At 39.1% G+C, this 14,719-nt stretch carries 14 protein-coding genes; all 14 read right to left on the reverse strand.

All coding sequences use genetic code 11. The annotated features are described in order from the left end of the window. Positions 1-8: 8 nt before the first annotated feature. On the reverse strand, positions 9-530 hold the full coding sequence (locus HCX62_RS06235; RefSeq protein WP_185637734.1) for an adenine phosphoribosyltransferase: 522 nt from the start codon (positions 528-530) through the stop codon (positions 9-11). Then, complete coding sequence (gene recJ, locus HCX62_RS06240; RefSeq protein WP_185637736.1) at positions 520-2,871, reverse strand: single-stranded-DNA-specific exonuclease RecJ; 2,352 nt, start codon at positions 2,869-2,871, stop codon at positions 520-522. Before recJ ends, HCX62_RS06235 begins: the two co-directional genes overlap by 11 nt. A 106-nt stretch (positions 2,872-2,977) precedes the next feature. Further along, the gene (locus HCX62_RS06245) at positions 2,978-3,322 is read right to left on the reverse strand and encodes a LapA family protein (protein ID WP_185637738.1); all 345 of its coding nucleotides are present in this window, start codon (positions 3,320-3,322) and stop codon (positions 2,978-2,980) included. Positions 3,323-3,418: 96 nt separating this feature from the next. Beyond that, positions 3,419-5,683 carry a protein translocase subunit SecDF gene (gene secDF, locus HCX62_RS06250; protein WP_185637739.1) on the reverse strand — a complete coding sequence of 755 codons (2,265 nt, stop codon included), beginning with the start codon at positions 5,681-5,683 and terminating at the stop codon, positions 3,419-3,421. 101 nt (positions 5,684-5,784) lie between these two features. Beyond that, positions 5,785-6,075 carry a post-transcriptional regulator gene (locus HCX62_RS06255; RefSeq protein ID WP_185638046.1) on the reverse strand — a complete coding sequence of 97 codons (291 nt, stop codon included), beginning with the start codon at positions 6,073-6,075 and terminating at the stop codon, positions 5,785-5,787. A gap of 143 nt (positions 6,076-6,218) precedes the next feature. Beyond that, positions 6,219-6,539 carry a preprotein translocase subunit YajC gene (gene yajC, locus HCX62_RS06260; protein ID WP_185637742.1) on the reverse strand — a complete coding sequence of 107 codons (321 nt, stop codon included), beginning with the start codon at positions 6,537-6,539 and terminating at the stop codon, positions 6,219-6,221. 33 nt (positions 6,540-6,572) lie between these two features. After that, the gene (gene tgt / locus HCX62_RS06265; protein WP_069888766.1) at positions 6,573-7,712 is read right to left on the reverse strand and encodes a tRNA guanosine(34) transglycosylase Tgt; all 1,140 of its coding nucleotides are present in this window, start codon (positions 7,710-7,712) and stop codon (positions 6,573-6,575) included. 86 nt (positions 7,713-7,798) lie between these two features. Further along, entirely contained in the window at positions 7,799-8,827 is a 1,029-nt protein-coding gene (gene queA / locus HCX62_RS06270) for a tRNA preQ1(34) S-adenosylmethionine ribosyltransferase-isomerase QueA (protein WP_185637744.1), read from the reverse strand. A 3-nt stretch (positions 8,828-8,830) separates the two neighbouring features. After that, positions 8,831-9,838: a Holliday junction branch migration DNA helicase RuvB gene (ruvB, locus tag HCX62_RS06275; RefSeq protein WP_185637746.1), complete on the reverse strand. Its 1,008-nt coding sequence runs from the start codon at positions 9,836-9,838 to the stop codon at positions 8,831-8,833. A 15-nt stretch (positions 9,839-9,853) separates the two neighbouring features. Next, positions 9,854-10,459 (reverse strand): Holliday junction branch migration protein RuvA, encoded by a 606-nt coding sequence (gene ruvA / locus HCX62_RS06280; protein WP_008947903.1) that lies wholly within the window; start codon positions 10,457-10,459, stop codon positions 9,854-9,856. Positions 10,460-10,582: 123 nt separating this feature from the next. Beyond that, on the reverse strand, positions 10,583-11,518 hold the full coding sequence (locus HCX62_RS06285) for an L-lactate dehydrogenase (RefSeq protein ID WP_185637748.1): 936 nt from the start codon (positions 11,516-11,518) through the stop codon (positions 10,583-10,585). 69 nt (positions 11,519-11,587) lie between these two features. After that, positions 11,588-12,313 carry a YebC/PmpR family DNA-binding transcriptional regulator gene (locus HCX62_RS06290; RefSeq protein ID WP_185637750.1) on the reverse strand — a complete coding sequence of 242 codons (726 nt, stop codon included), beginning with the start codon at positions 12,311-12,313 and terminating at the stop codon, positions 11,588-11,590. Between the two features lie 110 nt (positions 12,314-12,423). Further along, positions 12,424-13,272, reverse strand: coding sequence for a prephenate dehydratase (gene pheA / locus HCX62_RS06295; RefSeq protein WP_185637752.1), 849 nt, complete (start codon positions 13,270-13,272; stop codon positions 12,424-12,426). 67 nt (positions 13,273-13,339) lie between these two features. Then, on the reverse strand, positions 13,340-14,629 hold the full coding sequence (obgE, locus tag HCX62_RS06300) for a GTPase ObgE (protein ID WP_185637754.1): 1,290 nt from the start codon (positions 14,627-14,629) through the stop codon (positions 13,340-13,342). Between the last annotated feature and the right edge of the window lie 90 nt (positions 14,630-14,719).

A 14,719-nucleotide genomic window follows, 5' to 3' on the forward strand; every position in this document is an offset into this window, starting at 1 on the left:
TTTATTTTTTATAATTGCATAAGGATTAAACGGTCGTAACCATCTAATTTTTTATGTCCTTCTAACTCTTTTAGTTCGATTAGGAAAGCACAACCAGCAACGATACCGCCTAGTTCTTCTACTAGTTTAATAGTCGCTTCAATTGTTCCGCCTGTTGCAAGTAAATCATCTGTAATAAGTACGCGTTGGCCCGGTTTGATGGCATCGCTATGCATGGATAATTTATTTGTACCATATTCTAAGTCGTATTCCATTTCAATTGTTTCACGAGGAAGTTTGCCAGGTTTACGAACTGGCGCAAAACCAATTCCTAACGCATAAGCAACTGGGCAACCAATAATGAAACCACGTGCTTCTGGTCCAACAATAATATCAATTTTTAATTCTTTTGCATATTCAACAATTTTATCTGTAGCAAAGCGATATGCCTCTCCGTCATTCATAAGGGGCGTGATATCTTTAAAAACAATCCCTTTTTTCGGCCAATCGTTCACAATCGCTACGTAATCTTGTAAATCTTTAATTTCCATTTTCTAGTTCCTCCGCATTCGGGTAAATTGATGTTTCCATCATTGATTTCATCCAACTATGAAGCTCAGTATAATTGGAGTACAACAGTTTTTTTCTTGTAGTTATTTCTTCTACCTTTTGTTGATAAACAAGTGACTCGTCCAGATTACGTTTTTCAACAACTTCATTAATAATAATCTGACCACTTTCCATTTTAGCAAATTCTAAATCAAAAAACACCTTTGACATGAAATCTATTTGATCTTTATTCCAGCCAAACTTCTGCATTAGCCGTGGTGTGTACTTTTCAATTGGAAATGGTTGGAATTTTTTAATGAGACTATATAGCTCTGCAAAGGCTACTCGGTCCGGTATTGCTGGAATTTGATTACCTTCTGCCGCATCAAAATGGACAAAAATACGCTCTGGTTTCGTTTCGCGCACAATCGTTTCAACTAATTCGATATTAGTAGGCATGTCCGCAAAAACCAGTTCTTCTGTCTCAAAATCAGCCGCAAAGTCAGCTTTTTCATCAACTAAAATATATTTTTGTTCGCCGAGCGTTGTAATCGTTCTTTCTTCAAAACAAACAAAAACTCGTGATTCTGTTTGTTCTTGCAGTATTCGAGCCCATTCCGATTTACTACGCACATCGAAAAGTTGCCAATGCTCGATGTGAATATCCATCATTCGCAGCTGTGGTTTTTTGACATTATTCCATTCATTGATGGATAATTCCCCCACCACATTCACTGCTGCTGAAGGAGAAATTTTTTCTACTAAATCTCCCACACCAAATCCGATAGAATCCAGTGTAGCATCACTTTCTTCTGTAGCAAGCATTGTTTTTAGATGGGTTTTATCCGCTCCAATTCTTTTCGTTCCTTTTAAGTTCATATTTTCTAAAAGGAAAATGGGTTTCGGATTATCCATTCCAAACGGCGCTAATTTTTCTAACTGCGCAATAAAAGCAACGGACACATCTGCTAGCTCAATTTTTTCTTCTATTTTCAAGGCTGGTCGGAAATCCTCTTCTGAAAGAAAACTCGCTTCTTCTTGTAATTTAGCTTCTAATTCAGCTAGGTTTTCGGCTGGTAATGTTAGACCCGCAGCCATTGGATGCCCACCAAATGCAGTCATTAAATCGCGGTGTTTATCGAGCGCTTGATACAAATGAAACGCATCAACACTTCGTCCAGACCCTTTGGCGATACCAGTTACAGGATCAATGCCAAGAACAATTGCCGGTCTAGAATAAGTTCCAACTAATTTAGAAGCAACAATGCCAAGGATACCAGTATTCCAACCTTCGCCGTACACAACGAGGACATTCCCTAACGTTTCTTTCGCTTCAATAGCTTCCATCGCGAGTTTTGTCGTGTCGACTACTACTTGTTTCCGTTCCTTGTTCGCATCATCAATTTCTTCCGCTAAGAAAAGTGCCTCTTCCGGATCTTCTGTTAAAAGTAAATCAGCAGCTGGATCGGCTGGACCTAAACGACCAACCGCATTCAGTCGAGGTGCCAAACCAAAGCCAATTGTTTCTTCAGTAGCTTCTTCCAATTTCAAACTGGCTTTTTTAGCTAAAACAGAAAGACCGATATTCGCAGATTCGCGCAATTGACGTAAGCCGAGTTGAACGAGTAAGCGGTTTTCGTCTGTCAATGAAACTAAATCCGCAACTGTCCCAACAGCCACTAGATCAAGCAGTTCTTTTGGTTCTTCTCCAAGTAAAGCATGAGATAATTTATACGCCACACCAACACCAGCTAACTCATCGAATGGATAAGCTGATTTCGGATGTTTTGGATGGATAACAGCAACAGCTTCTGGCATCACCTCACGCGGCTCATGATGATCTGTAACGATAACATCTAAGCCAATTTCTTTCGCATGTGCCATTACTTCTAGCGCTGCAATACCATTATCAACCGTAATAATTAAATCGGTTCCTTGGTTTTTAGCCATATCAAAAGCAGCGATATTAGGGCCATATCCTTCTGTAAAACGATTAGGAATATAAAATTCGGCGTTCGCACCTAAATGCCGCAGTGTTTTCATTAATACCGCAATACTAGTAACCCCATCTGCATCATAATCACCGTATACTAAAATCTGCTCATTTAATTCTATCGCTTGCTTAATTCTAGCAACTGCAAGATCCATCTCTGCAAATAAAAATGGGTCATAGCTTTCATATTTTTCTGGGTGGAAAAATTTATCGAATTGTCCTTGCGTTGTAATTTTTCTTTTCCAAAGTAGTTTTGCAAGTGGAAGCGAGATTTTTAGCTGCTCTGCTAATTGGCTAGCTTTATCTTCTGCGGCTTCCTCGATATTCCATAAGTATTTTGAATGAATCACATTACCCCACCTCTCAACCTTCCTATTATATCGAAAATCACTAGAAAAACCAAGAGGAATCTTTAAAACAAAAAAACGCCAACTTTTAAAGTTAGCGTCATTTTCATTATTTAGTTGTATCTACTACCTTTTCCGGTTCACGTTTTTCTACTTTAGAAGAGTGTGTTTTCATCGCTTTAGAAGCAGCCAATTGGCGTTCTAATTCTGCTTTTTCGGTTGTTAATTGTTTTACTTTTTTCTTCATTCCACGAGATTTCGCGATATTTAAGAAAAAGATAATTAAGCAACCGCACAACACAGACCCGATAATAATTAAAATGAGCGGCCACTCTGCTTGAGCAAATAAAAAGTTTACTTCTACTGGGTCTACATTAATAACTGCAAATATCGCAATAATGAGTGCTAAAATAATCCCCGCAATGACTTGCCATTGTACTTTGTTTTCTTTCATGTTTTCTCCTCCTTGCAACAATTATCTTACTATTTACCCGTTTCAAGCTTATTAAAAACGGCCGAATTTCATAAATAGAAATTCGGCCACTCTTTTTTAAACGACAGGTTGTCCGTTATTGCGTGGTTTTTTCTTTTTAACCGTATTAATTGGTCCTTTTTTACGTAATTGTCTTGCTTTAAATACGTACCATAGTTGCATCGCCATAAAGATGGACGAGAACACACTGGAAATAAGTCCCACTAATAAAGCGATGGAGAAGTTTAGAATGGACTCACTACCAAATAGTACAAGCGCAAGTACGGTGAAAACAACGGTTAAAATCGTGTTTATCGAACGAGTGAATGTTTGGCGCAATGCTTTGTTAACCGCATCGGCAATCTCTTCTTTCGTTTTGAAACGCTGCATCTTCGTACTAATATCCCGTATTCGGTCGGCGGTGACTATCGTATCATTTATCGAATAACCGATAACCGTCAGAACCGCGGCAATGAAGGTCAAGTCAACCTCCAGCCTTGTAACACTAAAGAATATAAAGATGATAAATGCGTCAAATAGTAAGGAAAGAATCGCCGCAATACCCATATAAAATTCAAATCGCACAGCAATGTAAAGTACGATCAGCACAGACGCTACACCGAGTGCCCAGAAGCCATTTTTGGCAAGTTCTTTACCGACAGTTGGCGAAACGGTACTGATGCTTGGTTCGTGCTTATATTTGTCTTCAAAATAATTTTTGAATTTAGATACATCGTCTTGTGATAATGTTCCTTTGTAAGAAACAACGGCTGTTTTAGAACCAGATCCTTGGAAAACAATATCATCAGACGGCATATCAATCGCATCTAAATCTTTCTTAATTTGCGTTTCTGTCAGTGTTTGATTAGCAGTTACTTCTGCTCGAGTCCCACTGGCAAAATCGATACCAAGATTCAATTTAAAGATTGATAGAATTACAATACCCACGATTACTATCCCAGCAAAAATAGATAAGAACAGACGATGATGTTTTACAAAATCATAACGATCAAAGTGTGTTTTTAAGCTAAAGCTATTAATACCTTCGTGTAAGTTATGGATATCTTTTCGTTTAACTGCAAAGAATCCAGGTTTGTTGTTAAGCCAGTTACTTTTCACTAATAATCCAAGTAAGAATCTTGATCCCCAAACGGCTGTCAAGAAGCTGACTAAAATACTAATGATCAGAACAGTAGCGAAACCTTTGATAGAGCTCGTTCCGAAGTAGAAGAGAACCGCAGCCACGATAAGTGTCGTTAAGTTACCATCCAAAATTGCGCGGAATGCTTCTTTTCCACCAACTTCAAAAGCAGCTTTTGTCGACCTACCGACTTTGATTTCTTCTTTTATCCGCTCGTATGTGATTACGTTCGCGTCAACAGCCATACCTATCCCCAGAATCAAACCAGCAATCCCTGGTAGAGTAAGTGTTGCGTGAAGTAGACTCAAAATTAATAATACTAAATAAGTGTAAGCAACTAATGTGATAGATGCGACAACACCAGGTAAACGGTAAACTGCCATCATGAAAATAAAGATAGCCATAACACCAATAATACCGGCTAAAATAGTTTCTTGTAATGCATCTTGACCAAATTGTGCACCAACAGAGGTAGAATAAACTTCAGTCATTTTCACAGGAAGCGCACCAGAGTTAAGCAATTCTGCTAAATCTTTTGCTTCTTCCGTTGTAAAGCTTCCGGAAATTTCTACTTTGTCTGTATCTAGTACACTACTTACGTTTGGTGCTGATAAGTATGCGGGATCTTTCTTCTCGCGTTCTGTTTTGTATTTTTGTCCTTCTTTCCAATCTAACCAAATAACTAATTGATTGTCAGGTGCTTCTGCTAGGATTGTTTTTGTAACACTAGCAAATTTGTCTGCGCTTTTTAGTTTTAATGTAACGATTGGATTATTACTTGAATCGAAAGCTTGTTTAGCACCGCCTGCAACCAAGTCACTACCGTTCATCATCATTTTGTCATTAGCATCTCTAAATGATAATTGGGCTGTGGTTGATAACATTTTCCGAGCTTCATCTTGGTCAGTTATCCCAGCAAGTTGAACACGGATACGGTTGTCTCCTTCGATTTGGATACTTGGTTCAGCAACACCTAATGAGTTAATCCGCTTATCAAGTGACGTTACTGTATCTGTTAACGTTTGTTTCGATACAGTTCCCTTACCATCAGCTGGCGATACTTCATATAGAACTTCGAAGCCCCCTTGAAGATCCAAGCCTAGGTTGATGTTTTGCATAACCATTTTTGCGGTACCAAATACAGCACCAAAGATAATTGCAACTACTAGAAAGAAAATAACTATCTTACTCTTTTTTACCATTTCTGTTTCGTTCCTCCCTCATCTAAACCATCACAAATCCCAGTCTAACAACAAATACTTCTATTTTTATGTACTAAACTCAAGCATTTGCTAACAGGCTGTTAATCTTCCACATTTTGTTGAAGCACATTATTTGCTTGAGAAATATGGTTATTAGATTCTTGTTCAGCTGTTGTCATAATAAATTGCATTAATTGTCCAATATTCATTTGCATGACATCATTCATTCTTTCATGCAAAGCAGGGGTTGGTTTATTCTGCCACTTTTCTTCTGTTAAAAATGCCCAAATGTGGCTTGCCTTAATTTCTCGGTAACCTAAAATATGAAAATCTTCCACTTTTATTGAGATTGCCGGCGCTAAATCTTCATACCATTCCGAAAATGCATCCATCATCAAGTCATCCCCTTTCTTAAACAATAAGCATATTCCCATTTTATCTAAAAAAAGCTTAAATGGGAAGTATAAGCTCTACATTTATGGATAAAAAATGCCATTTCACCGTTTAAAGGGAAATGGCATTTTTATTTCAAGTATTATTTGTTGTCTTCTACTTCCGTGTCATCAGAAATTGTTTCTGTTACAACTGAATTAGAAGTACCTTTTTCAAGTACAGTTCTAACTGCATTACGGTCAAAAGTTAATTTGCTGTTTCCGCATTTCAAAATGACTGTGCCATCTTCAATTGCTTCTACAATACCGTGAAGTCCACCAATAGTAATAATTTTATCACCTTTTGCTAAACTACTTTGCATATTTTGCACTTCTTTTTGACGTTTTTGTTGAGGTCTGATTAACAAGAAGTAAAACAAAACGACCATCAAGATAATTGGTATAAATGTTACAATACCGCCCATATTTTCCAACTCCTTTCGATACTTTATATATATTTAGAAATTTTTTGCATCAGGACGATTGAATCCATATTGCTCAAAAAATTCTTCCCTAAAATCAGCAAGACGATCTTCCATAATAGCGCCACGGACTTGCTTCATTAAGTTTAACAGAAAATGAAGATTATGATAAGTTGTAAGTCTAATTCCAAATGTTTCCTCACAACGAATCAAGTGTCGAATGTATGCACGTGAGTAATTTTTACATGTGTAACAATCACAATTTTCATCAATTGGACGGAAATCATGGGTGAACTTAGCATTTTTGATAACTAAGCGACCATTTGATGTCATACAAGTACCATTTCGTGCGATACGTGTAGGAAGAACACAGTCAAACATGTCCACTCCTCGAATTACACCATCGATTAATGAGTCAGGCGAACCTACGCCCATTAAGTAACGTGGTTTATTAGCTGGTAATAATGGCGTTGTGTGTTCTAATACTCGGTTCATCACGTCTTTAGGTTCACCAACGGATAGTCCGCCGATCGAATAGCCTGGGAAGTCTAGTGATACGAGATCTTTGGCACTTTGGGCACGTAAATCTTCGTATGCTCCACCTTGGACGATTCCGAACAAACCTTGGTCTTCTGGTCTTTCATGTGCTTTTAAGCCACGTTCAGCCCAGCGCGATGTTCTTTCTACTGATTTTTTCATATATTCATGGGACGCTGGATACGGTGGACATTCATCAAAACTCATCATAATATCCGACCCTAGCGCATTTTGAATTTGAATTGCTTTTTCTGGTGATAAGAAAAGTTTGTCTCCGTTTAAATGGTTACGGAAATGAACACCTTCTTCTTTGATATCACGCATTTTACTCAAACTGAACACCTGAAAACCGCCAGAGTCCGTTAAGATTGGTTGATCCCAGTTCATAAATTTATGTAGTCCGCCTGCTTCTCGAATAAGTTCTTCCCCAGGGCGTAACCATAAGTGATACGTATTGCTTAAAATAATACCCGCACCCATCGCTTTTAGTTCTTCAGGCGACATTGTTTTTACCGTTGCAAGTGTCCCAACTGGCATAAACATGGGTGTATCAAATGTGCCGTGTGGTGTATGAATTTTACCAAGACGAGCACCTGTTTGTTTATCTGTTTTTATTAGTTCATAACGAATGGCAGACATGTCTTACCTCTTTCTAATTTACTCTATTCACTAGCATAACGAAAATTACCAATGAAAACAAGCTTTTCTGTTAATTTTTTCGCAATTTAATGAATAAACATTGCATCGCCAAAACTAAAGAAGCGATATTTTTCTTCTACAGCATGATTATAAGCTGCTAAAATCTTTGTACGATCCGATAAAGCAGATACAAGCATAATTAAGGTCGATTTCGGTAAATGGAAATTAGTGATTAAGGCATCTACTGCTTGGAAAGTATACCCTGGCGAAATAAAAATCTCCGTCCAGCCAGACTCGGCAACTAACTTACCATCATGGCGACTTGCAATGGTTTCTAATGTTCGAATAGACGTTGTTCCAACTGCAACCACTTTTCCACCCTGTGCTTTGATTCGATTGATTCGCTCAGCAGATTCCTCTGTTAAACGATAAAACTCCGAGTGCATTTTATGATTGGCAGTATCCTCTACGTCTACTGGGCGGAACGTTCCAAGCCCAACATGAAGTGTAACAAAAATAATTTCTACGCCTTTTTCGCTAATTTTAGCCAGTAAATCTTCAGTAAAGTGCAGACCCGCAGTTGGCGCCGCAGCTGAACCATTTTCTTTAGCATAAACGGTTTGGTAACGGTCCTGATCAGCGAGTTGTTCTTTAATGTATGGAGGAAGCGGCATCTCACCCAGTTGCTCCAATACTTCATAAAAAATCCCTTCATAAGAAAACTCTAGAATTCGGCCACCATGTTCTAATTCTTCTAGGCAAGTTGCTTTTAAAGCGCCATCGCCGAATGTAATTGTCGCGCCTTTACGAATTCTTTTCGCCGGTTTTACTAAAGTTTCCCACGCATTGCCTTCTTTTTGTTTTAAAAGTAAAACTTCAATATGTGCGCCGGTTTCATCTTTAATACCGTGAAGTCTAGCCGGGAGAACGCGTGTATCGTTTAACACTAATGCGTCCCCTTCATTTAAGTAGCTAATAATATCCGTGAAATGTTGATCTTTTATTTCACCTGACTTTTTATCAAGCACCATTAATCGGCTCGACGTCCGGTCCAGTAATGGAGTTTGTGCGATTAATTCTTCTGGTAAATCAAAATCGAAATCTTCTACTTTCATGCTTTATACCTCTTTTTCATAACTTATTCCTAAATGGTTATACGCCGTTTCAGTGGCAATTCTTCCACGTGGCGTTCTTTGTAGAAAACCGATTTGTAGTAAATATGGTTCTTGCATATCTTCAATGGTTTCTCGTTCTTCGCCAATACTGGCAGCTATCGTATCAAGCCCAACTGGTCCGCCTCTAAATGATTGAATAATCGTATGCAGCAGCTTTTGGTCAATAGTATCAAGTCCTCTTGGATCCACTTGTAGCAAAGTAAGTGCTTCTTTGGCAAGTTTTTCAGTGACTGTTCCATTTCCGCGCACTTGCGCAAAATCACGTACTCGTTTTAATAAACGATTGGCAATCCGCGGGGTCCCTCTTGAGCGTCTAGCAATTTCACGCGCACCAAGGTCATCAATTTTCGTATTTAATATGCTCGATGTTCGCAGCACAATTTCCGTCAATTGATCTTCGGTATAAAACTCCAAATGATCAATTACACCAAAACGATCTCGAAGCGGCGCCGATAGTAGTCCCGCACGTGTGGTTGCTCCAATAAGTGTAAATGGCGGTAAATCTAGACGAACCGAGCGTGCAGTTGGCCCTGTTCCAATAACAATATCCAAACAATAATCTTCCATTGCTGGATATAAAATTTCTTCAATTGCTCGTGATAAACGATGGATTTCATCAATAAATAACACGTCACCTGGTTCTAAACTTGTCAAAATAGTCGCCAAGTCGCCAGGGCGTTCAATAGCTGGCCCGCTCGTCGTTTTAATTTGGCTCCCCATCTCAGCAGCAATAACCATCGCAAGTGTTGTTTTACCAAGTCCTGGTGGTCCGTATAAAAGCACATGATCAAGCGCTTCATTTCGGAGCGTAGCAGCTTCAATAAAGACGGTTAAATTATTCTTTACTTTATCTTGCCCGATATATTGTGAAAGGTTCTGTGGCCGCAAACTAGTTTCAAAAGATACTTCTTCTGCGTCTACCGTTTCACTTGAAATAATTCGTTCATCCATGCCACAAGCTCCTCTCTATTTTGTCATTAATTGTAGTGCTAGCTTGATATATGCATCGCTCGTTAAGTCAGTTTCTTTAGCCAATTTTGGTATTACTTTTTTCAGCTCGCGTGTGCTGTAGCCAAGAGCTTCCAGTGCTAAAACAGCTTCTTCTAATTGCGGTGAAAGTCCAGCAACAATGTCGTTTCCTGGCGCTGTAAAAACAATTTCACTCGCGACAACATCCGCAAGTTTCCCTTTTAAGTCGAGAATGATTTGACGAGCAGTCTTTTTACCGACACTCGGGAATTTTGTTAAATAAACATCATCTTCTGATTCAATAGCCGTAATAAGCGGAACGACATCGCCCGAAGCAATAATAGCTAAAGCGCTTTTTGGACCAATGCCGGAAACACTTAATAATTTTTTGAATAAATAGCGTTCTTCTGTTGTTTGAAAACCGAACAAAGAAATATTATCTTCCCGCACATGCTGATACAAAAAGACTTGCGCATCTGTACCTTCTAGTCGTTGAAAGGAAAACGGGTTTCCTGTAATTATTTGATAGCCAATTTGGCCTGCTTCTACAACAATATATTCTGGTGTAATAGTCGTTACGGTTCCTTTTATGTAATCGTACAATTTATTCGTCCTCTCTTCATTTCACGTCATACATTATATGATAGCATAAAATGGAACGTCTGTACTAGTTTTTGTTCATAAAAGGAACGCTTGTTTAGTTTACATAATAATATTATTGACGTCTTAAATCGATTGAATGCTTTCTTTAATAACGGAAACTGAATTTGCAAAAGCTTGTTGTTCTTGTTCATCCAGTTTTAAGGAGATAATTTCTTTAACACCATTTTGACTTAAAACTGCTGGCACGCCAATTGCTAAACCTGTTTCACCGTATTCCCCGTCCAACACGCAAGACACCGTTAAAGCACGCTGGCTACCGCTGAAAATGTGACGACAAATTTCAACAATTGTACCACCAATACCATATTCTGTGCAGCCTTTTTGGTGATAAATTTCAAAGCCGGTATCGCGGGCAGTTTCACCAATTTGTTTTAAATCAAGCTCTTCGCCTAGTTTTTCCATGCTATATTCATTGACTGGTTTACCATAAATGGACGAATGCGACCATACTGGGAACTGGGAATCACCATGCTCACCAAGAATAAAGGCATCGATACTTTGTGCGGCAATATCTAGTTTTTCTGCTAGTAAACGGCGTAACCTTGTAGTATCCAGCCAAACACCTGTCCCAAGCACGCGCTCTCTAGGCAGTCCAGACAGCTTCCACACTTGGTACGTAATGATGTCACATGGATTGGTCGCAATAAGGAAAATACCGTTAAATCCGCCCTTCATCATTTCTGGAACAATGCTCGCAACGATTCTTGAAGTACTTCTTAATTCATCCAAGCGTGTTTGTCCTTCTTTTAATGGCCCAGCTGTTACGGTAATAACAGCAATATCTACATCTGCACAATCACCTGCTTCTCGAACCGTAATATCCATTTTTCCCGGCATAAATGCTGCTGCATCAGCCAAGTCTTTCCGATTTCCTTCTACACGTTCTTTATTTAAGTCTACGAGAATTAACTCTTCGACAAATTTTTGATTAACAAATGCGTGTGCTGCTGCCGTCCCTACATTCCCAGCTCCAATTATCATTACTTTACGTGGTTTCATTTTTTCTTCCTCCTAGTGATTCATATAAAACACCCCCATTCAAATTGTTCGAAAAAGGGGTGTGTTGACTTACTTTATCTCCGCGTTCGTATAAACTTCTTGCACGTCATCATCATCTTCTAGCGCTTCTAACATTTTATCAAATTGTGTTTGGTTATTTTCCGCAATTTCATTATAAACAGTTGGAAACATCGATAGTTCCGCTGTGGCGAACGTATACCCGGCTTGTTGTAATGCTTCTTTAACTTCCGGGAAAGTCGCTGGATCAGTGAAAATTTCAAAAACGTCATCACTTACTTCCACATCGTCCGCACCTGCTTCAATTGCCTCCAGCATAAACTCCTCTTCATCTACAGTTAAACCTTCGCGCAAAATAACCAGGTAGCCTTTACGATCGAACATATAACTTACACTTCCGGTTTCACCTAAGCTTCCACCATTCTTGTTAAAAGCTACACGAACATTGGTGCTCGTCCGATTTTTATTATCTGTAAGCGCATGGACAAGTACCGCAATACCGCCCGGCGCATAACCTTCGTATGTTATCTCATCATAATTTTCAGCATTCGAATTACCAGACGCCTTATCAATCGCGCGCTTAATATTATCATTTGGCATGTTGACTGCTTTTGCTTTATCCATAACTAATCGGAGCGCTGGATTTAAATTAGGATCAGGACCTTTTTTTGCTGCGACAAAAATCTCTCTCGCTAACTTTTGAAATATTTTGGAACGCTTGGAATCTTGTGCATTTTTTCGACCTTGAATATTATTCCATTTTGAATGTCCTGACATCTGTTTCACTCCTTTTAGTTTTAGTAAAGCTTTTCTCCTACAAATTTTAACGTAAAAAAGTAGGATTCGCAATAAAAAAGTTACCGCAAAAAATCGCGATAACTCTTTATTTAGGTCGTTTGTAAGCGGTGAACGTGATAGGTTCCAAGTTTATTTGCCGTTCCACCTAAAAGGGTAATTTCGTCAAGTGCATTTGTGACAAGAGTTTCCTTCCCTTCTGAAAGAACGTCAATTAAGAAAAAGTACTCGCCTAATGAAGTTTTCAGCGGTCTCGATTCAATTTTACTTAAATCAATATCGCGCCACGCAAATGTAGATAATACTTTATGTAACGCCCCTGGCATATTGTTTGGCAAAATGACAGAAATAGACGTTTTTTCTTCTTCTTTTGGCAATAAAATGGAAACTGGCTTGCGGCTTAAAACAAAAAATCTCGTTTGATTTAATTCCAAGTCTTGCGCATTTTCTTTCACAATTTCAAGACCATACTCACTCGCCGCCATGCGCGGTGCAATAGCTGCTGCAAGTTCAGTCGGATTATTGCTCACCCATTTTGCCGCATACGCTGTAGAAGGTGTTACTTCCCGCTCAACGCCATATAATTCAGCTTGTAAAAATGTATGACACTGTGCAAGCGCCTGTGGATGGGACATTACCTTCTGAACGGATTTCCATGTTGCGACATGTGCAGGATGAACCATTAAATGTTGCGCAATCGGCAAAACAATCTCGGCCACTACAGGAACACTTGAAAAATGAAATAAGTAGTCCAGCGTGATATTAACGCTTCCTTCGATGGTGTTTTCGATTGGAACAACCGCCACATCCACGTCTTCCTTTTCAATTGCCATAATACAATCTGGAATCGTGCTTTTAGCAATCATCTCTTCTTTTGGAAAAGCCTTTGCTGCCGCTGCGTGTGTAAAAGATGCTGCTGGGCCTAAATAAGCAATTTTCATATTCAACTCTCCTTTTTATCGTAGCTAGGAAAAAAGCGTGCGCCAAATGATTGGCGCAGCACTTTGTTTAATCCATAAATTCAAATTCATAATCAAGCAAGCGAACGATATCGCCATCTTTAGCGCCGCGTTTTCTAAGCGCCTCATCGACACCCATTGCACGCAGTTGACGCGCAAAACGGCTAATAGAAGCATCACGTTCAAAGTTCGTCATCGTAAATAAGCGTTCGATTTTCGTGCCACTTAATACGAAAGTACCGTCTGGCTCTCTAGAAATTTCGAAGTCTGGTTCTTCAGCAACATATTTGTAAAGAACTGTATCTTCGTCTTCTTGTTCCAAAATTTCATTAAGTGGAAATTCTGGTGTTGTTTCTAATTTATCTGCAATAGCAAGAAGTAATTCGCGAAGCCCTGTTTTCGTTACAGCTGAAATTGGGAACACCGGAATATCTTCTGCAATTTTCGTTTTAAATTCTTTTAAATTTTCTTCCGCATCTGGCATGTCCATTTTGTTGGCTACAATGATTTGTGGACGTTCCATCAAGCGTAAGTTGTATTGTTCTAATTCATTATTAATTGCTACGTAATCGTCAAAAGGTACACGCCCTTCTGAACCAGACATATCAATAACATGCACGATAACACGTGTTCTTTCGATATGGCGTAAGAATTGATGTCCTAAACCAACACCTTGACTCGCACCTTCAATCAGACCTGGCAAATCCGCCATAACAAAACTACGGCCATCACCTGCATCAACCATCCCTAAATTAGGAACAATCGTTGTAAAGTGATAAGCTGCGATTTTTGGTCTCGCTGCCGATACAACAGATAGTAAAGTAGATTTACCAACACTTGGAAAACCAACTAAACCAACATCTGCTAACACTTTAAGTTCTAATTGTACATTTCGTTCTTGTCCTGGTTCTCCGTTTTCAGAAAGTTCCGGAGCTGGATTTGCTGGAGTTGCAAAACGTTTATTACCACGTCCGCCACGTCCCGCTTTTGCAATAACTGCGCGTTGACCATGCGCTACTAAATCAGCAATAATCTCGCCAGTATCAATATCTTTTACAATCGTTCCTTGTGGTACTTTTACTACTAAATCACTCGCACCACGTCCGTGCATACTTTTACTCATGCCGTGTTCGCCGTGTTCTGCTTTAAAAATGCGTTTAAAGCGGAAATCTACTAGCGTACGCAGACCTTCATCTACTACAAATACAACGTCTGCTCCTTTACCGCCGTCACCGCCAGCAGGACCACCGTTTGGTACAAATTTTTCGCGACGGAATGCTACCATACCGTCCCCACCATTACCAGCTTTTACATATATCTTAACCTGATCTACAAACATAATTTTTATATTCTCCCGTTCCTTAAAAGTCTTATCTTTCATTATAACGAACAAACTATACATCTGTCACTATATTTATTTCTATTTCCA

The sequence above is a fragment of the Listeria swaminathanii genome, from assembly GCF_014229645.1.
Lineage (GTDB): Bacteria > Bacillota > Bacilli > Lactobacillales > Listeriaceae > Listeria > Listeria swaminathanii.